Raw genomic sequence first — 21356 nt, forward strand, 5'->3', positions numbered from 1 at the left:
GGGGGGGCTGAGAGGGATTCATTTGTATATTTTTATGTTTTCCATGTAAAATGAAAGATAGACAAACCTTGAAGGAGTCAAACAAGTTGCCATCATTTCTTGCTATATTTACTCATGAAAATATCACATCATTTTTTGAAAGCTACAAGGCTTTTGGACCCATTGTGGCTATATTACTCCCTTTAATAGAAGCATTTCTACCGTTTTTACCTCTCGTGGCATTTGCGGTGGCCAATGCAAATGCTTTTGGGCTATGGGAAGGCTTTTTATTGACCTGGATTGGTGCAAGTGCAGGTTCTATCCTTGTCTTTTTACTGATCAGAAAATTTGGACAGATGAGGATGTTGAACTTTATTAGCAGACACCCTTCTATTCAAAAGCTAATGCTTTGGGTTGAAAAGCGGGGATTTGGTCCGTTGTTTATTTTACTCTGCTTTCCTTTTACACCTTCTGCTGCCGTTAATGTCGTAGCAGGTCTATCAAGAATCAGCGTCTGGCAGTTCTCATTAGCTGCTTTATCAGGGAAGTGTGTCATGCTCTTTATTATTAGTTTTATCGGCTATGACATTTCTGCTTTAGTAAAGAATCCGTTAAGAAGTGTTTTTGCGGTTCTAGTCATTGCTTTATTATGGTATGTTGGAAAGAGAGTAGAAAATAGGTTGAATATTCGGATGAGTCAGCGTGAGGACAAAGGAGGCTCTTAATGAAAAAGAAGCCATTGCTATGGTTCATGATTATTACATGCATCGTCTTGTTGTTCCAAGTAAAGAATTTCATGTTTGTCACGTACAAAGTAGAAGGGGTTAGTATGGACCCGACATTTACAGATGGAACAGAATTATTAATTAACAAGTTCTCGCCAAAACTCACGAAAATTAGCCGGTTTGACTATGTGTTATTTCATGGCCCTAAAAATCAAATCTTGATCAAACGGGTCATTGGACTTCCAGGAGAAACAATCAAATATGAAGATGATCAACTGTTTGTTGATGGTGTGAAATGGAAAGAGCCGTATTTAAAAGAGCAGAAAAAACATAAAATGGGCAACGTCCTAACAGGTGATTTTCAGCTGAAAGCCATCACCGGTCGTCAGAACATACAAAACAATCATTACTTCGTGATCGGAGATAATCGAATACATAGCTTTGACAGCCGGCATTTTGGAACGATCTCAAAGGATCAAGTAGTCGGTGTAAAAAGGAATCATGATGAATAAAAAAGAGCCGCTCTGCTTATGCAAAGCGGCTCTTTTTATTTAGCGGTTTTATAATCAGTCTGTCTTTTTGCCCAGACATGATGTAAGAAACGAAAAAACGGTGGCAGCATGGCGATGACCAAAATAATTCTAACGACTTGTACAGCCACAACAAAGGTGGAATCCTCATGAAGTGTAACAGCTGTTGTTGCCATTTCTGCAATACCGCCAGGCGAAAAAGCAAGAATGGCCGTAATGACAGAAATACCTGTTATTTCTGCAATGGCAATTGAACTGAGAACGGTCGCGGCAATCAATCCGGCTGAGCTGACGACGGCCACAATCAAGGTATTTTTTAGCCCGACAAACATTTGTTTATTCATTTTTGACCCGATGGTTGCCCCTAGAAATACCTGTGACGCAATGTTCGCTTGGGCTGGCCAGTAAGGAATCAAATCATGACCTGTCAAGGCGCCTGCCCCTACTTGGAGAGCTGCCACACCTAACATACTGCCGATGAGCCAAGGGGCAGGAAAGTGAAGACGCACAGCTAGGCGTGACATCAGCCATGCCCCTAAAATGAGTGCAGCAGTCCAAGAAATGTTTGATATTGTGAAAACGCCTGATGAGAAGGCGCTGCCTTGGGCGACTACCGCATCTGATTGGCTTTTTGTATTTAAATAAAATACCGTAAATGGAATGGTCAGTACGACCATTAACACACGTATCGTTTGTACGAGACTCACTACAGCTGTATTTGCTCCAACCTCTTGGGCGATGCCCGGCATAGCGGAAAGACCGCCGGGGGCAGTGCCGACAAAGCTGGTCAGCATATCTGTTTTACTCAGCTTCCATAAGACAAACCCGGAGAGCATGGCTAATAAAATAGAAAAGACGAGCATGAAACTCACGGGAAGCCAATTTTCAGCGAAAATGTGAAGGACTTTCATGTTCATTTTTTGTCCTAGTTCGATTCCGAGAATGAATTGACCAAGGAGTAGCCATCTACTGTGAATACGTAAGGTATTCTTTCCTTTACGCTGAAACAGGGCGGGACGGCGCAGGGCAATAAATGCAGCTGTCATTAATGTGCCAATCATCCAGCCGATAGACATCCCTGTTAGAGACAAAAGGAATCCACCTAAACCGCTTACCGCAATCAAAATGAGATCGGTTCGAAGGCTGTTTCCTTGCTTCATCACATATAAACCTTCTTCCTGTATATTTGTTCAGTAAGTGAAATGTTGTTATCTTCACTATAATACAAAAGTCTCTATAAATAAAATACGAATTTTTTTAGTATTTTCATAAGATTATCTTATGGTTAACTCTGTTAGAAAAAAGATTGTTTTTGATATAAATGACATATAATTTTTGCCAAAAACAAATACAATATACAACGATTTTCCCCTATTTTTGTTATCAGTTGACTATCATTTTCAATTACACTACACTACATAGTGTGAGGTGATGACATGAAAATTCCTTCTTTTAAATATAACGAAAAGGGATTGAACCGCTTTTTCGGTCCTTTAGAAGGAAGGATTATGGAGATCCTTTATCAAGGTGAGGATATGCCGATTAAAGAGGTACAGCAGAAGCTGTCAGATGAGAAGCCAATTAATTTCAACACGGTCATGACGGTACTCAATCGATTAACCGAAAAAGGAATTGTGGAAAAGAAAACAAAAGGGCGTTCATCTATCTATAACCCTGTTTTAACAAAAGAAGAATTTCTAAATGAGCAAACGAAATGGATTACTCAAGGACTGATGGATGATTTCGGCCCCCTTGCAGTCAATCATATGGTGGACGCAATTGAAAGTGCTGATCCTGAATTACTGAAGGTACTCGAAGCAAGGCTTGCATCCAAAAAAGAGGAGAAACGACATGATTAAAATGAAGTCGAGTCTGCTGTTTTTAGGCGGTATATTGATTGGCTTAGTGATCTTTTACCAGATGGGCTATTATGTACTCTCAAGCTTTTTTGGCTGGAATCAAGCATATAACCTGATCCATGTATGTCAATCTGTTCTCGAATTTTATGGATTCACTCCTTTAAAGTATTTTCTGGATGCGTTCGTCTTGTATACGCTTGGTTTTGCCGTTTTCTATATGACAAAGCAGATCAGAAAGTATCTTCATTTCAAAAGAAATATGATGATGGCAGTCGATCAACATTCAACGCAAAGTCTATCAGACAAGTATAGAAATGAGATCATTGTGTTTCATTGCCATGAACCGCTTGCTTTCGCAATGGGGATGCTTCGGCCAAAAGTGTATCTCTCAACAGCGCTTATAGACATGCTGGATGAAGGAGAAATCGATGCGGTTGTCTATCACGAATTACATCACAAATACAGCTACGACCCTTTAAAGACTTTCACTTTCTCTATGCTCACAAAAGTGATTTGGTACATTCCTGTGTTAAAGCATATGAGACAAAGTTACTCCGTTTTTCGTGAGGTCATTGCAGATGACTATGCCATTCAGCAGACAGGGACTGAGCTTGGAGTAGGGCAAGCCCTTTTGAAACTCATTAAAAATAGAACCCAGTTTCAAAAACAAACGAAATTTGCCGTGTCCTTTGGAGACCGAGCATTAAATTTAAGAATCCAAAAAATCTTAAACCCAACATACAACATACCTTTCAATGTACCACTTATCCCAATTGTGACATCAACCATCCTCATGGTGGCCTTAATGATTATGCTCAACTTAAATTACTAATTTTTTTTACGAATGAACATTACATGATGTAGTGTAAAAATAGGAGGAAATCACTATATGAAAACAAATCAAGAAATAGGAACACTTTTTGTACGCGTCATCTTAGGTATTATTTTCTTTTTACATGGGCTTCAAGCATATCAAGGTGGACTAGGAGGCACTGCTGCATTTTTTGGTCAAATTGGTGTTCCTGAATTTATGGCCTATATTGTCAAAACAATTGAACTGGTTGGTGGAATTGCCCTGATTCTAGGTTTAGGCACACGTCTTTTCGCAGCTTTATTTGTGCCAATTATGGCTGTAGCCATTATCACAGTTGGTTTTTCAAGAGGATTTGTGGGCGGTTATGAATTTGAACTTTCTTTAATGGTCATGGCGCTTTACTTGACACTTAGTGGCAGCAAGATGCTATCGATTGATGGATTGTTAAAACAACAGCAGCAAAGCAATGAAGCAAAATTTCATTAAATAACAAAAAACTCCTTCTGCGATTTGTAGCAGAGGAGTTTTTTTATGGTCAAAAGGTCGTTTTATCATTAAAAAAGGAAAAGCGAAGAGGCGTTTTGATGATGACAGCCCTTTATTTCACATATTGAATGAGCAAAAAAGCAATTTCATTTTTTGACGGAACATACGATCTCCTATTAAAATAGGGTTATCTAAGAAACATGGTGCGTTAAAAGATATAGAAACCAGACAGCATGCTGCTGTTCATCTTGAGCAATACGCTTCATTAATTCCTTTGTTCCTTGATCACGGACATAGTCTGATACCGTTAAGTAAAAATCGACTGTTTTTTGTTCGTCTTTAAAGGCAAATAAGAGACCTTCCCTAAATTGGTCTGGACAAGGCTCTGTTATGCTTGGTTTGTGGTTTTTACCAGTCAAAGAATAGTATAGCTTTGTAAATAGCTGATAATGTCTGACTTCATCCTGACGTATTTCTTGAATGATTTTTTTCGCTTCAGGATTTTTTGCTTTTTGTGCAAGTTTTTCATAGCATTGGATCGCAGAATATTCGCCATTGATGGCCTTTTCAAGGTCTGCAATGATCCTTGTGTTTTGGCGCATGTCATATGGCGAGTAGTCATAATAACCGTAATACATGATATTGCCAGCCTCCTTTTAGATCATGATGGTTTATGATATGAAAAGAGTCGGGAAAGGTGCCTATTTTCTTTTCAATCGGAGGAGAAAGGGAAGGTGATAGGAAAATAGCTATTTACCTTTATTTTCGCTAGAATATGAGTACATAAGAAAGGTGTTGTGGAACGTGGAGATTCAGTTTTTAGCAGGCAGATCGGGGAGTGGAAAAACGACTGCAATTCTAGAAGAAATCAAAGAACAACTTCGGCTTGATCCGCTGGGTCCGCCAATCATTTTTTTAGTCCCGGATCAAATGACATTTTTAATGGAATATGAGCTTGCAAAAACATCTGAAGCTGGTGGAATGATCAGGGCCAAAGTCTTTAGTTTTACTCGGCTTGCCTGGTCTATATTACAGCAGACTGGCGGTGCGAACCGTCAATTTGTCACAAGCACAGGGATTCAAATGCTCTTAAGAAAAGTAATAGAAGAACAGAAAGACAAGTTTAAGGTATTCAAAAAGGCGAGTGATAAACCGGGATTTGTTGAGCAAATAGAAAAGACGATGGCTGAATTCAAAAGGTACTGTATGATGCCAGAGGATATTGAAAAAATCTCGGCATCCAGCATGCATTCAGAGTATACAGAAGAAAGACGTGCGGCGGAAAAATTGCATGATCTTCATGTTCTTTATCAGCAGATGGAGCAGCATCTGCAAGATGAGTATGTGCATTCAGAGGATTACTTGACACTTCTGGCTCAGCAAATTCCTTTATCAGAAGAATTGAGAGGGGCACACATTTATATAGATGGTTTTTATCAGTTTACCCCCCAACAGCTTCTTGTCATTGAACAGCTTTTGCTACATGCAGAAAAAATAACAGCTGCATTCACAGTGGATCGTTCCTATCATGACACGCAGCCAAATGAACTTGATTTATTTCGCATGACAGGTAAGACATATTCCCAGCTTTATCAGCTGGCCAAAGAGTGCGGAGCGGCTATTTCTGAGAACATTTTGGAGAGAAATAAGCGGCATCTTCATACCCAAGATCTAGCTTATTTAGAAAATCAATATGAACAGAGACCTTTGCAGCCGTATCAAGAAGAAACGCCTCACCTTACCGTATCGAAAAGTGCAAATAAACGAGCTGAAATTGAGGGAGTAGCGAGAGATATTCTTGATTTAGTAAGAGGGGAAGGTCTTAGGTTACGAGACATCTCAATTGTTGCAAGACATGTAGACGACTATAAAGATACGTTAAAAGAGGTGTTTCGAGATTACGATATTCCTTTCTTTATTGATGGAAATGAATCGATGCAGTATCATCCGCTCATTGAGTTCATTCGTTCGAGCCTCGATGTCATAAAAGGGAACTGGCGGTATGAGGCGGTGTTTCGCTGTGTGAAAACGGAGTTCTTATTTCCGCTTGAACTCGCCAAAAACAAATCAAGAGAACAGGCAGATCAGCTTGAAAACTATTGTATTGCTTACGGTGTAAAAGGTGAACGCTGGACGAATGGTTCACGATTTCATTATCGCCGCTTCCAATCACTAGATGAAGATTTTGGACAAACCGATCAAGAAATAGAAATGGAGCAAATGCTGAATGATGTAAAAGAATGGATTGTTCCACCTCTCTTTCAATTGCAAAAAAGATTGAAAAAAGCGCAAAAGCTAAGAGACATGGTGGAGGCAGTGTATGTCTTTCTAGAAGAAGCCCAAGTGCCAGAAAAGCTTGAAAAGGCAAGGCTTGAGGCAGAAGAAGCAGGCAGGTTAGCTGAAGCGATGCAGCATGGGCAAGTATGGGATGCTGTCATTCAATTAATGGATGAATTTGTTGAAATGCTGGGCGAGGAGGAGCTCTCATTTCCATTATTTCAACAGATGATGGATACAGGACTGTCCTCTCTCAAGTTCGCTTTGATTCCCCCTTCACTTGACCAAGTCTTTATCGGAAGTATGGATTTATCCAGAATGTATCAAGTAAAGTGTACGTTTCTCATTGGAGTAAATGATGGGGTTATACCTGCGCGGCCCTCTGATGAAAGTGTATTGTCTGAGGACGACCGGGAATGGTTAAAACGTGCAGGAGCAGAGCTGGCAGAGACAGGGAAGGAACGGCTGCTGGATGAACAATTTTTGATTTATCAAGCGCTGTCCAGTCCATCGCACTACCTGTATGTATCCTATTCAGCTTCAGATACGGAAGGGCGATCTCTTTTGCCTTCGACCCTCATCAAGTATTGTGAGGAACTGATGCCAAACCATCAGCAAGCCCTCTATGTGTTAGATCCAGAGCAGTTGAATGATCAGGAGCAATTAAAATTTGTAACAAACGAGCATGTCTCGTTATCCTATACCGTTTCGCAGCTGCAACAATGGCTCAATCAATATCCGATCAGCGGCGTATGGTGGAGTGTATATAATCATTTGATGACCTCGTCCAACCGCGACGTATCAAAAAAAATCATGTCCAGCTTGTTCTTTACAAATAGAGCGAAACGTTTAAAGCCGAATGTCACAAAAGAACTTTACGGTGACCATATTCAGGGCAGTGTTTCAAGAATGGAGAAATTCAATGCATGTGCATTTTCTCATTTTGCTTCCCACGGGCTAAAACTAAAAGATCGACAATTTTACAAATTAGAAGCACCTGATATCGGCCAGCTCTTTCACTCGGCTTTAAAACTGATTTCAGATACGCTTGTTGAACAAAAAAAGGATTGGAAAAACTTAACGAAGGAAGATTGTGTGACCTACTCAAGGCATGCAATCGAACAGCTGGCTCCACGTCTGCAAAAAGAAATTTTATTAAGCTCTAATCGGCATGCTTATATAAAAGAAAAGCTCCAAAAAATCCTCATCAGGGTGTCTTCTATATTAAGCGAACATGCAAAAGTGAGCGGATTCTCTCCGGTTGGACTTGAGTTAGGTTTTGGAGGTCAAGGACCTCTGCCGCCGTTTACTTTTCAATTAAAAAACGGCTGCACGATGGAGCTTGTTGGAAGGATTGACCGAGTGGATAAAGCAGAAGGATCAAAAGGACTTCTTTTAAGAATTGTCGACTATAAGTCCAGTGAGAAGGGGCTTGATCTAGCAGAAGTTTACTACGGTTTAGCCTTGCAAATGCTCACTTATTTAGACCTGACCATTACGTATTCTAAAGAATGGCTTGGCATGGAAGCGACACCGGCAGGGATTTTATACTTCCATATTCATGACCCGCTGATTCAAGCGCCTATTCCGCTCGCAGAGGATGCAATTGAGCAGGAAATATTGAAGAAATTTAAAATGAAGGGTCTATTGCTCGAAGATGTGGAAGCAGTGAAGTTGATGGATCAAACACTCGAATCAGGAAGGTCACAAGTCATCCAAGCTGGTTTGAAAAAGGATGGTTCTTTCCGATCTGACTCTGCGGTATTAAGTGAAGATCATTTTCACATTCTCACTAAACACGTTCGGCGAACCTTTGAAGAGGCAGGAGAAAGAATTACAAGCGGTGAGGTAGAGATAAACCCATATAAATTAAAGGATCAGACCCCTTGCCGCTTTTGCTCTTTTAAGTCTATTTGCCAATTTGATGAATCAATAGAAGATAATGAATTTAGGGTGCTCACATCTGAGAAGGATGATGTCATGTTAGACCGGATCAAAAAAGAAGGGGATCAGTATGCAAATACCAAAACCGAATAACAGTACTTGGACAGATGACCAATGGAACGCCATCGTTTCAGAAGGACAAGATATTCTTGTTGCTGCGGCGGCAGGGTCAGGGAAAACAGCGGTCTTGGTTGAACGGCTGATTCGAAAAATGACTCGGCCGGAGCAGCCAGTTGATGTGGACAGGCTGCTCGTAGTGACTTTTACCAATGCTTCAGCAGCAGAAATGAAGCACCGGATCACTGAAGCACTTGAAAAAGAACTATCTAAAAACCCTGGATCACTTCATATGCGGAGACAGCTGTCACTTATGAATCGTGCCAATATTTCTACCTTGCACTCTTTTTGTTTGCAAGTTCTCCGTACCTTTTATTATGAGATTGACCTTGATCCAGGTTTTCGTTTGGCTGATCAAACAGAAGGAGAATTATTAGGAGATGAAGTGTTAGATGAACTGTTTGAGGATGAGTATAAGGCTGGAAAGCCGTCATTCTTTGAACTCGTTGATCGTTACACATCTGATCGGCATGATTTAGATCTTCAATGGCTTGTCAAAAGAATTTATGAGTTTTCTAGGTCACATCCAGCGCCCGAACAATGGATGCGGGCATTCCTTTCTCTTTATGATGTGGATACACAGACAAAGGTAGAAGAATTACCCTTTTATCCATATATCAAAGAGGACCTTTCTCTCGTTTTAAGAAGCTGTCAGGAACTGCTGGAACAAGCGCTCACTTTATCAAAAGAGCCGGGCGGTCCAGCACCGAGAGCAGAGAATTTTATAGATGATTTAGAGCAAGTAAATGAATTAATAAGGCATCAAGATGATTTTGGGACACTTTATGAGCTTTTGCCAAACATCAATTTTAAAAGGTTAAAGACTTGCAAAGGGGATGACTATGACCCGGCTCTGTTAGAAAAAGCAACAGATGCACGCAATCAAGCCAAAAAACAATTAGAAAAGCTAAAAGATGAATACTTTATGCGCAGTCCCGATCAGCATTTAAAAAGCTTGGCTGAAATGAAGCCAGTTGTAGAAACACTTGTAGAGCTTGTGATTCAATATGGAGAGCGTTTCGAGAGAGCAAAACAAGAAAAATCAATCGTAGACTTTTCTGATCTAGAACATTATTGTTTGCGCATTTTAGCGAAGCAGGACGCAGAAGGAAATCTCATTGAAACAGAAGCGGCTAAGTACTATCAACAGCAATTTGAAGAAGTACTCGTGGATGAATACCAGGATACAAACCTTGTCCAAGAAACGATTTTAAAGCTCGTGTCTAAAGGAAAACATCCTGCCGAAGGCAACCGCTTTATGGTTGGTGATGTGAAGCAGTCCATTTATCGCTTTAGACTTGCAGAGCCGATGCTCTTTTTAAATAAATATAAACAATTTAAAGCAGACAGCAATGAAACAGGTAAAAGAATTGATTTAAATAAAAACTTCCGTAGCCGGGCTGATGTTTTAGACAGTACCAACTTTCTGTTCAAACAGCTGATGGGAGAAACGGTTGGAGAAATTGAATATGATGAACAAGCTGAATTAAAGCTTGGAGCGAGTTATCCGCAAAGCGAAGACACGACGACAGAAATGCTTCTTGTTCATTTAGATCAGCACGACACAGAAAGCGATGAAGAACGAGAAGAGCTAGAGACGGTTCAATTTGAGGCGAGAGTGATTGCAAAGAAAATAAAAGAATTGGTAGAACAGCCTTTTCAAGTGTACGATGCAAAACAGCAGCTGACCCGCAACTTGCAGTATCGAGACATTGTGATCTTGCTTCGATCAATGCCGTGGGCTCCGCAAATGATGGAAGAGTTGAAGAAGCAGGGAATCCCTGTTTATGCGAATCTTTCCTCAGGTTATTTCGAAGCGACAGAAGTATCTGTCATTCTTTCTTTGTTAAAAGTGATTGATAATCCATATCAAGATATTCCGCTCGCTGCTGTTTTAAGGTCACCTATTGTTCATTTAGACGAAAATGAGATGGCACTGATTAGAACCAGTGATAAAAAAGGCACTTATTATGATGCTGTGAAGGCATTTATGAGTGTGACACACTCTGATCATCCGACGTGCAGAAAGCTGGAGCGTTTCTTCCTTCAATTACGCAAATGGCGTGATTTTTCGATTCAGCATTCGGTAGCAGAACTGATTTGGGAAGTGTACCGAGATACACAATATCTAGATTATGTCGGCGGGATGCCAGGAGGCAAGCAAAGACAGGCAAACCTTCGGGCTTTATATGATCGAGCGAAACAGTATGAAAAGGCTGCATTTAGAGGGCTGTTTCGATTTCTTCGATTTATTGAAAGAATGCAAGAGCGTGGAGATGATCTTGGAGCGGCAAAAACGTTCAGTGAAACAGAGGATGTTGTCCGCATGATGACCATTCATAGCAGTAAAGGACTCGAATTCCCTGTTGTGTTTACTGCAGGACTTGGCAGGAACTTTAATATGATGGATCTAAATCAGTCCTACTTGCTCGATAAAGAACTAGGTTTTGGCAGCAAATATATTCATCCTGAGCTGAGAATTAGTTATGCAACATTACCGCTGATCGCGATGAAAAAAAAGATGAGAAAAGAACTATTATCTGAAGAACTGAGGGTTCTATATGTGGCGCTCACAAGGGCGAAGGAAAAATTATTTTTAGTCGGCTCTGTCAAAAATCAAGTGAAAGCTTTAAGCAAGTGGCAAAATACCGCAAACGGAGACGACTGGCTCCTCCCTGATTTTGAACGTTATCAAGCGAGAACATACTTAGATTTTATTGGCCCTGCTCTTATCCGTCATCAAGCGATGTCATCTCTTTTAGAAGAATCGAGAGAAGTCGTTCTCTCTCATCCATCATCATTTTCTATCACCTTTCATCAAGCGTCCGATCTTCTAAAAGAAGACATGTTACTTGAAAAACAAAAACAAGACGAAGTGGTACAAGCATTAATGGAAGGGGTGCCTGTTCAAGGATATGGCGATTACGAGGAGGAAGTAAAAGAAAGGCTTTCATGGCGATATCCATATTTAGCGGCCTCCCAAGTAGGGACTAAGCAGTCAGTTTCTGAGATCAAAAGAATGAAAGAAATACAGGATGAATACAGTGTGCCTTCTTCCGTTCGAAAAGCTCGTGCGACATTGTACGAACGACCGGCTTTTATGAAGAAAAAAACACTCACAGCCGCAGAACAAGGGACGGCCATGCATACAGTCATGCAGCATATCCCTCTTCCTTCAAATGAACCATACGATGAATCTCGTGTAGAAGAGCTGCTCCATTCTTTAAAAGAGAAAGACTTACTAACAGATGAACAAATCCAGTCAATCAATCGAGAAGGAATTGTGGCCTTCTTTTCTACTGCTATTGGTCAAAAACTGCGTAAAGCGGACTGGGTGAAACGAGAAGTATCGTTTAGTATGGTTTTACCGGTTAAAGAGGTATACAGCCATATTGATGCAGAAGGTGAACCTGTGCTCATTCAAGGAATGATTGATTGTTTATTTGAAGCAGATGGCAAGCTCTATTTACTTGATTATAAAACAGATCGAGTGACTGGCAGATTCTCAGGTGGATTAGAGGAAGCTGAAGCGATGTTAAAAAAACGCTATGAAACGCAAATATCGTTGTATACAGCAGCGGTAGAACGTTTAACAAACAGAACATTAGAGGAGAAAATCCTTTATTTCTTTGATGGAAATCTAGAAATTTCTTTATAGGTGGAATGAATGAGAGGTGAATCACATGAGGATTCTGCATACAGCGGATTGGCATCTAGGGAAAACCCTTGAAGGCCGAAGCCGGCTTGAGGAGCAAGCTGAATTTTTAGATGAATTAAATCAAATCGTCAAGGATGAACACATTGATGTCGTTGTGATGGCTGGAGATGCCTTTGATACAGTGAACCCTCCTGCTCGCGCAGAACAGCTTTTTTATGAAAGTCTGTCTGCATTATCTGATAAAGGAAAGCGTCAGGTGGTTGTGATCTCTGGCAACCATGATAACCCAGACCGTTTATCAGCCGCATCTCCTTTAACGAATGAGCAGGGGATTCATTTAATTGGATATCCGACAAATGATTTAATTCATGTCGATGTTCCTTCTGCAAGTGAACGTCTATCTATTGCAGCACTCGCTTACCCGTCCGAAGCAAGGCTCAACGAAGTGCTGGCTGAAACATTTGAAGAGAAACTGCTTCGTGATCAGTACAATTTAAAAATACAACAAATGTTTCAACATTTAAGCAGCCAATTTCAGGCGGATACGGTTAATATCGCAACAAGTCATATTTATGTGGCAGGTGGCAGTCAAACGGATTCGGAAAGGCCGATTGAAGTGGGAGGCGCATATACCGTTGCGGCCGAAAGTCTGCCTGAGGCGGCTTGTTATGTCGCACTGGGGCATTTGCATCGCCCCCAAACCATTAAACGTGCCAAAACGATTGCCCGCTATTCTGGATCTCCACTTGCATACAGCTTTTCTGAAGCAGGCTACGCCAAATCAGTCACCATTGTGGATGCAAAACCGAATGAAACAGCAAGCTGGAAAGAAGTGTTTTTATCAAGCGGTAAACCACTTATGAAGTGGAAGGCGACTGAAGGACTGAGCCAAGTACACAGTTGGCTGGATGAAAAGCGGGATCTTCAAGCCTGGATTGATTTAGAGATTCACTTAACAGATCAGCTGTCGATCGAACAAATTCATCAGCTTAGAAAACAGCATAGTGGATTTGTCCATATTAGACCAAAGTTTAAAGAGTTACAGCAAAAAGAAGAACAAAAACAAGTGGAAAAGCTCTCGATTGAAGAGCGGTTCGTGAAATTTTATGAGCGTCAGACAGGTGGAGGTCTACCTGATGAAAAAACCGTCAAGCTATTTTTAGAGCTTGCCAATGACATGCAAGAGGAGGAAGCGAATTGAAGCCGATCACGCTAACCATTAAAGGACTTCATAGCTTCAGAGAAGAGCAAACCATTGACTTTAGCTCCTTATGTGATGCAGGTGTGTTTGGTATTTTTGGACCGACTGGAAGCGGAAAATCGTCCATATTAGATGCCATGACACTCGCACTCTATGGCAAGGTCGAACGTGCACTCAATAATACGCATGGTATTTTGAACCAAGCTGAAGAAAAGCTGTCTGTCTCCTTTACGTTCGCTTTGCAAAGGGAACACCATATTTCTTATAAAGTGGAACGTGCCTTTAAACGGGCAGATGAAATGAAGGTTAGAACGACGTTATGCCGATTGATTGAAATTGGTGATACGCAGACAGTTCTTGCAGATAAAGCAAGTGAGGTCAATCGTAAAATAGAAGAATTACTTGGTTTAACCATTGACGATTTTACGAGAGCGGTTGTTTTACCCCAAGGAAAGTTTGCGGAATTCCTTTCATTGAAAGGAGCCGACAGACGCCAAATGCTGCAGCGCTTGTTTAATTTGGAGAAATATGGTGATCAGCTCGTCAAACGTTTACGCGCAAAGGCTCAAAATCACTATGGACAGAAAAACGAACTGCTGGCTGAACTGACTGGATTAGGAGAAGCTGGTCCAGAGGCATTAGCGAAAGCTAAAGAAGCAGCTGCGCAGGCGCAAGCTATTTTTCTTGAGAAAAAACAAACGCGGGACGAAGCGTTCACTACTTTTACAAAAGCGCAAGCCATCTGGCAGTATCAAAAGGAACAAGAAGCGTACGAGAAGGAACAAAACAAACTCAATCTACTGGCACCAACGATGGAAGAGAAAAAGAATCAACTTCGCATTGCAGAGCAGGCAGAGACATTAAAGCCTTATGCGGATGCATTAACAAAGTCTGAAAAGCAGCTCTCTCAAGCATCAAAAGAGAAGCAGGAAGCAGAAAAACATTTACTTCATCAACGAACGATCTATGATCAAATGACGCAGGAGTATGAGCAAACGCGGCAAAAGAAAATGGAAAATGAGCCAGAGCTTCTTCAAAAGAAAGAGCAGCTGATTCAATTAAAAGAAATTGAACGAAAAAAAGAAACAGCTCTTCAGGAAAAGACCGTACTAGAGCAGCAAAACCATGAAAAAGCGCAGCAATTGACTCAAAAAAAAGCGGAAGCCGAAAACCTGCAATCTTTATTAGAGCGTGCGCTTGCGAAACAAACACAGTTGAAGCATGAGCTGGAACAATTACAAGTCTCTGTCAAAGAGCGGAAACTTGTACAAGACGCACTTCGTTTCAGTGAAAATGTTCAAAGAATGAATGTGAGCATTCAAAAGGAAGAACAAAAGATTGAGGAGCTAAGACAGCGTTCAGCACAGGCGACACAATCATATGAAAAGCTTCAAAAACAGCAAAAAGATCATCATGAAAAAATAAATCAATCGTTTCAAGCGATAGAACAATTGTATTTTTATGTATGTGAATTTGAACGAGGTCTTACAGAATGGAGTCATAAAGAGCAGGACAAAAAACAAGAAAAATTAAAACAGCGTGATGTTGTCAGATCGGCAGAATTAAGAAAAGAATTAGCGGCAGAGCTAGTAGACGGTGAACCATGTCCTGTTTGTGGATCGATTCATCATGATCCAAATGCTGTGATAGACAATGACCATGAAGAAACGGTTGCCCAAATTGATGAATGGATTGTAAAAATGGATAAAGAGCTCAAGCTGGCAGAGGAATATGCTAGAGACATGTTTGCTGCAAAGCAGCTGCTTGAAACGCATGCCAATCAATTAGTTAAACAGTTCTCCTTTTTATCTCAAAAAGCCCCCGATTCGGAAGTAGCTGCAGCAGTAGAAGCAGTACAGAATCCGCAGTCTTTGTACCAGCTGATTCAAGAATGGAAAGGTGTAAAACAAGATATTCAAGCAATCGAAAGCAAACGAGCTCGTTTAATGGACGTCACTTATGATCAAGCGGCAGAAATGAGCAAAGTAAAAGATCAACTGACATTTGAGCAGCAGCGCATACAAGAACTAGACATGCTGATCAAGGAGCTTCGGTCTGAGCTTTCCGAACAACTGACGCAATTTGAACAGACCTTTCCTCACCTGACAATCAACCAAGTGCAGGAAATGCAGCAACAAATTGACGAAAAGGATCAACAAGCGGAAGGTTATCAAGAGCGTATTGAGAAGAGTATTTCTTTTCTAGAGGAAAAACAGCAGGCAAAAGAGCATCTGCAAACAGCCATATACGATCTAGAGAAGGAACTCGATAAGCTGGCGCATCAGCTGGGAAGCCAGCAGCACCTGATCGATCAATATGAAACAGATCTACAGCGATATCCTTTAAAAGCCGCTTCTCTTTCTGATGAACTGGACGAAGTTCAACAATCTCTTGCTCATCTAAATGAAAAAGAACAGCATTCGTACGAGCAATTAAAGCATGCACAGCAATTATTTAGTGAGGCGCAAAGCCATTTCTCAAGCAGTGAACGTCAGCTCCAAGAGGCTAAGCGGCGAAAACAAGAAGCTGAGGAAGCATGGCAAAAAGAAACAGGACCTACTCCTTTTGATCAGCCACAGGAGATTGAACCTGCTTTAATGGATCGATCTGTACGTCTTACAGTCAAACAGGAAATTGAGGAATTTGAGGATAAAAGAAAGCAATGTGCAGCAAACTTAAAGCGAATTTCTGAACTGTTAAAAGGTGAGTCGCTGGATGAAGACGAGTGGACAGACATTCAACTAAAAAAAGAAGCGGCAGAAAAAGCGCTTGAAGAAGCGACAGCGCTGAGTGGATCTGCACAAGAGCATCTGCGAGTGATTGAAACAAACCATCAGCGCTTTGCAAGCATTCATGAACGTCTTGAAGAATTGCAACAAGAAATTGACCGGCTGGATAAGCTTCAAACTGTGTTTAAAGGGAATACGTTTGTTGAGTTCCTAGCAGAAGAACAGCTAGAAAGTGTCAGCCGCGATGCTTCTCATCGTCTTGGGATTTTGACAAGACAAAGATATGCCATTGAAGTCGATTCAGAGGGCGGTTTTGTGATGCGGGATGATGCCAATGGAGGTGTCAGACGTCCGGTATCCAGCTTGTCTGGGGGAGAAACTTTCCTGACGTCTTTAGCACTTGCTCTTGCTCTGTCTGCACAAATTCAGCTGAGAGGTGAGTTCCCGTTGCAATTCTTCTTCTTAGATGAAGGATTTGGTACACTCGATCAAGACTTGTTAGATACGGTGATTACAGCATTAGAGAAGCTACAGTCTCAAAATTTGGCCGTTGGTGTGATCAGCCATGTGGAAGAATTAAAGATGAGACTGCCAAAGAAACTGATTGTCCACCCAGCAGATCCAAGCGGGAAAGGAACAACAGTCTCGATGGAATTAATGTAAAGTGAGGTGATCTCAGGTTGGCAAAGCAAACGATTGGATTATGTGAGCTGTGCGGAAGACAAGAGGTCGTCCTTACGGAACATCACTTGACCCCAAAAGAAGAGGGAGGGGCCTTTCTACCGACTACCTTCCTGTGTATCCCTTGCCATAAACAAGTACATGCTCTTTATACAAACCAGGAGCTTGCCGCACGTTTGAATACGCTGGATGCACTAAGACAAGATGAAAAGCTTGTTCCGTACATCAAATGGATTCGAAAGCAGCCGGCAAGCAAGCTGGTCAAAACAAAGAAATCAAGACAACGTAGAAAGAAATGAGCATAAAAAAGCGCTCCTCTAAATGAAATGAGTGTAGAGGAGCCGCTTTATGCATTGCCTACCATATTCTGATCATTTAAGTCAGGATCCACATAGTTGGTGGCGCTAATGCCATTATTTAAAATCAAGAAATCTCCGGTATTCCCCGCTCCAGAGCCTAAAGCAGATTTTGAAGAACTTTTAGGCGAAAGATAAAATGAGTCACCGACGTTTACGACGCCCCCAGAAATCGAGTTAATGTAAATGGGTCCGACAATTGCTGGCATAATCGACATCCTTTATTCGAAGTCATATCACCATCATATGCGCAGGTAGGTCCAATTGTGAGTTTGGCGGATGTTCGTCATTGTTGCTAAATAACTCTCGAATATGCTTCACTCGCGCAACGGCATTTATTCCGCACGTAGAGCCAATTTGATAGATAGACGAGGAAGAGACCCCTTCTACATGAATGGATGAAACTTTAATGAGAGGCTTTTCATGATAAAAGGCCGTTCTAACCGCTCGTTCTGGCAGCATCAATGGGATTGGTTCATAATACACTTCAAATTCTTTTGCATCTAGGTTTTTAGCTTCATTTCCATAAAACAAACTAATCGTTCGCTGAACAGCTAACACCTTCACGTTCGGACATAGCTCCTGTGTATCACCAATTTGAACAACACTCGCAATCCCGACAGAATTCACCTTCGAGAACTTCACTTGAGATGTGCGCTTAATCATTATCGAGGGGCTAGAGGAACAAACGGGCCAATAATTAATGATTCTGGCGGTGTATCGAAAATCGATGACAGCTGTACATGGTCCGTGTCCCCGATAATAAATAGGGAAGAGGACGATACCCCAACTACTTTAATGCTTCCGGTTTCGATGTTGCGGTTGACGACTGTGAAATTCATCCGTTTTCCTCTCCTTTCGTTTCATTTGGAATATGGGCTAAAAAGTGCTCGATTGCCCGTTTGACATCATGTTTCACATATTCAGCAATTTGCTCGGAACGTTGAAGCGGGGTCATATCTTCCCTTTGTGGCAGCTGCCCCGCATAATATTTGATTCTGCTGTCTATTTGTTTTCGAATGTCCTCAATGATATGGTGTTTGTTGCTTTCATCAAGCGAGCCTTCGTATCGCTGCTCTAGTTCTTCAAGAAGCTGTGGAGCTTCTTCATTTAAGAATGCATCGACAAGCTGGCGTGTTTGATTGAAAGATTGATCAGCCATTTCTTGCTGCATCATTCCAATTCCCGGGGTTGTTGTTTGGCCCACTTCAAAATTTTGAACACTATTTGGATCAGATGGATTGAGGCCGATATTTAATGTGCCTTCCAGCCGCTCGATTTTCAGTTGATCAAATTGATAATCAATCCGTTCAATCGTTGTTGTCGGTTTATCTTTGATCATTTGCATTTCCTGCTGAAGCTCGTTAAGCCTTTTTTCAAGCATCATGATTTGCTGTGTTTGCTTTTGAATGATGCCATACAATTGTGAAGCGTTGTTTTGATAGTCATACATATGCATACACCTCCGGGGATTGCAGATGAACTTATGTTGTTGGTGACTGAAGCGGTACAAAAGGTGCTGTGCTTGCGCCTTGAGATTCTTGAATTCCTTGTGTGCCTGCTGCGGCAGGTGCTGACTCTACGTAGCTTCCAGTGTTATACAGATTGGAGAGTGCCTTGATTGATCCAGCACTTCCGATTTGCAGAACGGATGAGTTACTCACAGACTCCACACGTAAGTAATTAATTTGTATCGCTTGATTAATATAGAAGTTCAACGGATTCTCACTCCTTACAAGTTACCAACAAGCGGTTGATCAATGACATCACTATCATACGTATTTGTCACACTTTTATAGTTGCTAATGCGTAATTGATCACCAGTGTTAAAACTGCCTGCGCCGGCAAACGTTTTAACCTGACTATTTGGAGAAATGGTGATGCAGTCTCCAACATGAACGACTCCGCTCGTTCCGACGGCATTTACTTTAAAGGCTCCAACAATAGCCGGCATAGCGGTGCACATCCTTTAGAAAAATAGGGCACTTCGTTTTTGGGCGTTTCACCATAGCTTATGATGGGTCTTTTAATATGTGATTGTCTTTTTGAAGAACTTTGATGAGAGGAATGAAGTGTATGGTTTACCCTTTATTCGAGCATTCTTTAGAGGTGGTTTTGATGCCTTTATTTAAGAGTGTGTCAAGCTCTTGACTGCACCTGATGGTTTCTTCGGCATTCATTCCGAATTTTTTTGCGGTCTCAATCAAATGTAATCTTTTTTGTTCAATTTCATAATTGATCATAACGGACGCCAACTCTCACATTTTTTATCAAATAGAAGGATATGGTTAGTATACCCTATTTTTCTATAAAAAAAGCTCTTTCGTCAATATGAGAACTAAAGTGACAAAATTCGAAAGTGTCTTTACAGGCGCGATGTCTCTTTTTTAATCTCAGTTTGTAAATAACGTCGTCTTTTGTTGATATACTGTCGGATTAATTCTCGCTCTGTACGCATCATGTCTTGTCGGTTTTTCGTATATGGATCATCTCCAATTCGCTGATCAATCGAAGCATGCCATGTCTCAATGATGGGGAGAAGCCGGTTTTCTAAAAAATGTGTATCTAGTACGTGCTGGAAAAGGGCATAATAGTCTCTTTTAAATGCAGGGATGTCTAGTAATCTAGCGGTTAATGTATTGAAACCGCTGACTGGAATATAATCAAACGCCATTTCTTCTCCGTGAATATCACGACCCCAAGTCGCATCATAATCCCAAGGCAGTACTTGAAACCTTCCTTGATCATTCACATAAAGCGCATAGTTATGAACAAAGCCATCAAAATTTTGGGTACACACGACACCAATGAGCCAGCGAAAATATTGTGTTACATCAAGGTACTGCTCAATCTTATTTGCAAACGTGTCGTCCCTTGCGGTGTTCAAAAAGTAAATAAATTCACTCAGCTGCTTGTCGTGTTCAGGAGTTCCCGTTTTTTTCTCATAACCGAGAAGAAGATGTTTTTTTGGCTTTTTATCAAATGAACTTAAAAGAGAGAAGTTGGCGTCATCATCTACAGCATAATAAATGCCGCCTCCATGCAGCTGTCGTTTTTGGAGGAACAGCTCATCTACAGATTCTATTTTTAAATAAATGCCTTCTTTTCTTCCATTAATGGTCAGAAACACATGAGAAGCGGACGGGCTGAAGACACCCATTTGTTCAAAGAAATAAAAAGACAGCCTGTTGCGAATGAAAGAAGGATCATTGTACTCTGCATTTAAGTGAAAAAGGGATTCGCCCTGTCTTTGCTTTGGTTTTCGATATTCAATTTGATAGGATTTTTTCTTGAGCTTTCGAATGTGTGATCCTCGGTATGAGGCATAAATATGTGACTTCGTTTGGCCGGTTTTCAGAATGGCCTCAACGGGTTCATCGTTCCATACGTCCTTTTTTAATTCCATGAGATCTTTTGGATGAATCCAGATATCCAGTTGTTTTAAAGGTTCTGTGTCCATGCGTTCATCACCCTCCTATATCTCCTCCACTATATGAAAATGAAGGAATGTCCTGTACCTGCTGATAGGTATTCATGGAGTTTTATAAGAAAGAGGCATTCGCCAAGAACACTTGTCTATCGAGTCTCGTAACATAAAGCAGAGAAGATAAACAGCTTTGTCTGTTTGTTTTGTCAGCACAGATTGGGAGGGGAATTGTTCGTGAGCACATTTGATCATTCTCATATTGAGCATGCAGTTGATTCACTTCGAAGTGAGGGGCGTGATCATCACTTAGATCGTGAACCTGAATCGGGACATTCACACAAATCATCTCGTTCTCGTCATTCAAATCGCCGTCACTGGTTCTTTGGTGGGGGAGGATGCCGTAAGTCACATCGTAGCAAAAAAAGCCATAAAAGCTATCGTTCTAAGAAAAGCTATCGCTCTAAAAAAAGTCGCTGCTCAAAGAAAAGTGTAAAGAGCGAGAAACCATGCAAAAGTAAAAAGTCGTACCGCAGCAAAAAGTCGTATAAAAGCAAAAAGTCATGCCGTAGCAAA

The 21356-nt window shown here is 41.1% G+C and carries 20 protein-coding genes; 10 read left to right on the forward strand and 10 right to left on the reverse strand.

Annotated features, from left to right (window positions below; all coding sequences use genetic code 11):
• Positions 1–86: 86 nt before the first annotated feature.
• The gene (locus MHI41_RS05255; protein ID WP_017360223.1) at positions 87–704 is read left to right on the forward strand and encodes a TVP38/TMEM64 family protein; all 618 of its coding nucleotides are present in this window, start codon (positions 87–89) and stop codon (positions 702–704) included.
• A complete protein-coding gene (gene lepB / locus MHI41_RS05260) occupies positions 704–1216 on the forward strand; it encodes a signal peptidase I (protein ID WP_007499139.1) in 513 nt (170 codons plus the stop codon). The genes MHI41_RS05255 and lepB overlap by 1 nt, the downstream gene beginning before the upstream one ends.
• Positions 1217–1251: 35 nt before the next feature.
• On the opposite strand, the gene MHI41_RS05265 is transcribed toward lepB, so the two are convergent.
• Positions 1252–2394: an AbrB family transcriptional regulator gene (locus tag MHI41_RS05265; RefSeq protein WP_019743342.1), complete on the reverse strand. Its 1143-nt coding sequence runs from the start codon at positions 2392–2394 to the stop codon at positions 1252–1254.
• Between the two features lie 276 nt (positions 2395–2670).
• Here MHI41_RS05265 and MHI41_RS05270 point away from each other — a divergent pair, with 276 nt between their 5' ends.
• The 3 genes from MHI41_RS05270 to MHI41_RS05280 are packed head-to-tail and all read left to right on the forward strand — an operon-like array spanning position 2671 to position 4393.
• A complete protein-coding gene (locus MHI41_RS05270) occupies positions 2671–3093 on the forward strand; it encodes a BlaI/MecI/CopY family transcriptional regulator (RefSeq protein ID WP_007499135.1) in 423 nt (140 codons plus the stop codon).
• Positions 3086–3925 carry a M56 family metallopeptidase gene (locus MHI41_RS05275; protein WP_342494614.1) on the forward strand — a complete coding sequence of 280 codons (840 nt, stop codon included), beginning with the start codon at positions 3086–3088 and terminating at the stop codon, positions 3923–3925. The genes MHI41_RS05270 and MHI41_RS05275 overlap by 8 nt, the downstream gene beginning before the upstream one ends.
• A gap of 57 nt (positions 3926–3982) precedes the next feature.
• Entirely contained in the window at positions 3983–4393 is a 411-nt protein-coding gene (locus MHI41_RS05280; RefSeq protein WP_073415055.1) for a DoxX family protein, read from the forward strand.
• Positions 4394–4584: 191 nt separating this feature from the next.
• On the opposite strand, the gene MHI41_RS05285 is transcribed toward MHI41_RS05280, so the two are convergent.
• Positions 4585–5031: a ferritin-like domain-containing protein gene (locus MHI41_RS05285; protein ID WP_007499129.1), complete on the reverse strand. Its 447-nt coding sequence runs from the start codon at positions 5029–5031 to the stop codon at positions 4585–4587.
• 166 nt (positions 5032–5197) lie between these two features.
• Here MHI41_RS05285 and addB point away from each other — a divergent pair, with 166 nt between their 5' ends.
• The 5 genes from addB to MHI41_RS05310 are packed head-to-tail and all read left to right on the forward strand — an operon-like array spanning position 5198 to position 17299.
• Positions 5198–8707: a helicase-exonuclease AddAB subunit AddB gene (gene addB, locus MHI41_RS05290; RefSeq protein ID WP_282833502.1), complete on the forward strand. Its 3510-nt coding sequence runs from the start codon at positions 5198–5200 to the stop codon at positions 8705–8707.
• Positions 8685–12389: a helicase-exonuclease AddAB subunit AddA gene (gene addA / locus MHI41_RS05295; protein ID WP_282833503.1), complete on the forward strand. Its 3705-nt coding sequence runs from the start codon at positions 8685–8687 to the stop codon at positions 12387–12389. The genes addB and addA overlap by 23 nt, the downstream gene beginning before the upstream one ends.
• Before the next feature lie 25 nt (positions 12390–12414).
• Positions 12415–13590, forward strand: coding sequence for an exonuclease subunit SbcD (sbcD, locus tag MHI41_RS05300; RefSeq protein ID WP_008348619.1), 1176 nt, complete (start codon positions 12415–12417; stop codon positions 13588–13590).
• The gene (gene sbcC, locus MHI41_RS05305) at positions 13587–16982 is read left to right on the forward strand and encodes an exonuclease subunit SbcC (protein ID WP_282833504.1); all 3396 of its coding nucleotides are present in this window, start codon (positions 13587–13589) and stop codon (positions 16980–16982) included. The genes sbcD and sbcC overlap by 4 nt, the downstream gene beginning before the upstream one ends.
• Positions 16983–16999: 17 nt before the next feature.
• Positions 17000–17299, forward strand: coding sequence for a hypothetical protein (locus MHI41_RS05310; RefSeq protein ID WP_035700204.1), 300 nt, complete (start codon positions 17000–17002; stop codon positions 17297–17299).
• Positions 17300–17346: 47 nt separating this feature from the next.
• Here MHI41_RS05310 and MHI41_RS05315 read toward each other — a convergent pair whose 3' ends face one another.
• The 8 genes from MHI41_RS05315 to MHI41_RS05350 all read right to left on the reverse strand — a co-directional run bounded on the left by MHI41_RS05315 (position 17347) and on the right by MHI41_RS05350 (position 20816).
• Positions 17347–17565, reverse strand: coding sequence for a spore germination protein (locus tag MHI41_RS05315; RefSeq protein ID WP_003211468.1), 219 nt, complete (start codon positions 17563–17565; stop codon positions 17347–17349).
• Between the two features lie 22 nt (positions 17566–17587).
• Positions 17588–18022, reverse strand: coding sequence for a spore germination protein GerPE (locus MHI41_RS05320; protein WP_202734577.1), 435 nt, complete (start codon positions 18020–18022; stop codon positions 17588–17590).
• On the reverse strand, positions 18022–18198 hold the full coding sequence (locus MHI41_RS05325) for a germination protein GerPD (protein ID WP_003210893.1): 177 nt from the start codon (positions 18196–18198) through the stop codon (positions 18022–18024). The genes MHI41_RS05320 and MHI41_RS05325 overlap by 1 nt, the downstream gene beginning before the upstream one ends.
• Complete coding sequence (locus tag MHI41_RS05330; protein WP_017366979.1) at positions 18195–18809, reverse strand: spore germination protein GerPC; 615 nt, start codon at positions 18807–18809, stop codon at positions 18195–18197. Before MHI41_RS05330 ends, MHI41_RS05325 begins: the two co-directional genes overlap by 4 nt.
• Positions 18810–18840: 31 nt before the next feature.
• A complete protein-coding gene (locus MHI41_RS05335) occupies positions 18841–19074 on the reverse strand; it encodes a spore germination protein GerPB (RefSeq protein ID WP_017366980.1) in 234 nt (77 codons plus the stop codon).
• A gap of 14 nt (positions 19075–19088) precedes the next feature.
• Positions 19089–19310 (reverse strand): spore germination protein, encoded by a 222-nt coding sequence (locus tag MHI41_RS05340; protein WP_003211745.1) that lies wholly within the window; start codon positions 19308–19310, stop codon positions 19089–19091.
• Positions 19311–19437: 127 nt separating this feature from the next.
• Complete coding sequence (locus tag MHI41_RS05345; protein WP_008348605.1) at positions 19438–19599, reverse strand: aspartyl-phosphate phosphatase Spo0E family protein; 162 nt, start codon at positions 19597–19599, stop codon at positions 19438–19440.
• Positions 19600–19721: 122 nt separating this feature from the next.
• Positions 19722–20816 carry a CotH kinase family protein gene (locus MHI41_RS05350; RefSeq protein WP_272511377.1) on the reverse strand — a complete coding sequence of 365 codons (1095 nt, stop codon included), beginning with the start codon at positions 20814–20816 and terminating at the stop codon, positions 19722–19724.
• Between the last annotated feature and the right edge of the window lie 540 nt (positions 20817–21356).

The organism is Bacillus sp. FSL M7-0307 (genome assembly GCF_038627835.1).
GTDB classification, from domain to species: Bacteria; Bacillota; Bacilli; order Bacillales; family Bacillaceae; genus Bacillus; species Bacillus altitudinis.

Coding starts and splice junctions, on each gene's coding strand:
- MHI41_RS05320 (WP_202734577.1), bottom strand. CDS start 18,022: ATGATTAAGCGCACATCTCAAGTGAAGTTCTCGAAGGTGAATTCTGTC.
- MHI41_RS05315 (WP_003211468.1), bottom strand. CDS start 17,565: ATGCCAGCAATTGTCGGACCCATTTACATTAACTCGATTTCTGGGGGC.
- MHI41_RS05265 (WP_019743342.1), bottom strand. CDS start 2,394: ATGAAGCAAGGAAACAGCCTTCGAACCGATCTCATTTTGATTGCGGTA.
- MHI41_RS05345 (WP_008348605.1), bottom strand. CDS start 19,599: ATGATCAATTATGAAATTGAACAAAAAAGATTACATTTGATTGAGACC.
- MHI41_RS05330 (WP_017366979.1), bottom strand. CDS start 18,809: ATGTATGACTATCAAAACAACGCTTCACAATTGTATGGCATCATTCAA.
- addA (WP_282833503.1), top strand. CDS start 8,685: ATGCAAATACCAAAACCGAATAACAGTACTTGGACAGATGACCAATGG.
- lepB (WP_007499139.1), top strand. CDS start 704: ATGAAAAAGAAGCCATTGCTATGGTTCATGATTATTACATGCATCGTC.
- MHI41_RS05270 (WP_007499135.1), top strand. CDS start 2,671: ATGAAAATTCCTTCTTTTAAATATAACGAAAAGGGATTGAACCGCTTT.
- MHI41_RS05340 (WP_003211745.1), bottom strand. CDS start 19,310: ATGCCGGCTATTGTTGGAGCCTTTAAAGTAAATGCCGTCGGAACGAGC.
- MHI41_RS05285 (WP_007499129.1), bottom strand. CDS start 5,031: ATGTATTACGGTTATTATGACTACTCGCCATATGACATGCGCCAAAAC.
- MHI41_RS05350 (WP_272511377.1), bottom strand. CDS start 20,816: ATGGACACAGAACCTTTAAAACAACTGGATATCTGGATTCATCCAAAA.
- MHI41_RS05280 (WP_073415055.1), top strand. CDS start 3,983: ATGAAAACAAATCAAGAAATAGGAACACTTTTTGTACGCGTCATCTTA.
- sbcD (WP_008348619.1), top strand. CDS start 12,415: ATGAGGATTCTGCATACAGCGGATTGGCATCTAGGGAAAACCCTTGAA.
- MHI41_RS05275 (WP_342494614.1), top strand. CDS start 3,086: ATGATTAAAATGAAGTCGAGTCTGCTGTTTTTAGGCGGTATATTGATT.
- MHI41_RS05325 (WP_003210893.1), bottom strand. CDS start 18,198: ATGAATTTCACAGTCGTCAACCGCAACATCGAAACCGGAAGCATTAAA.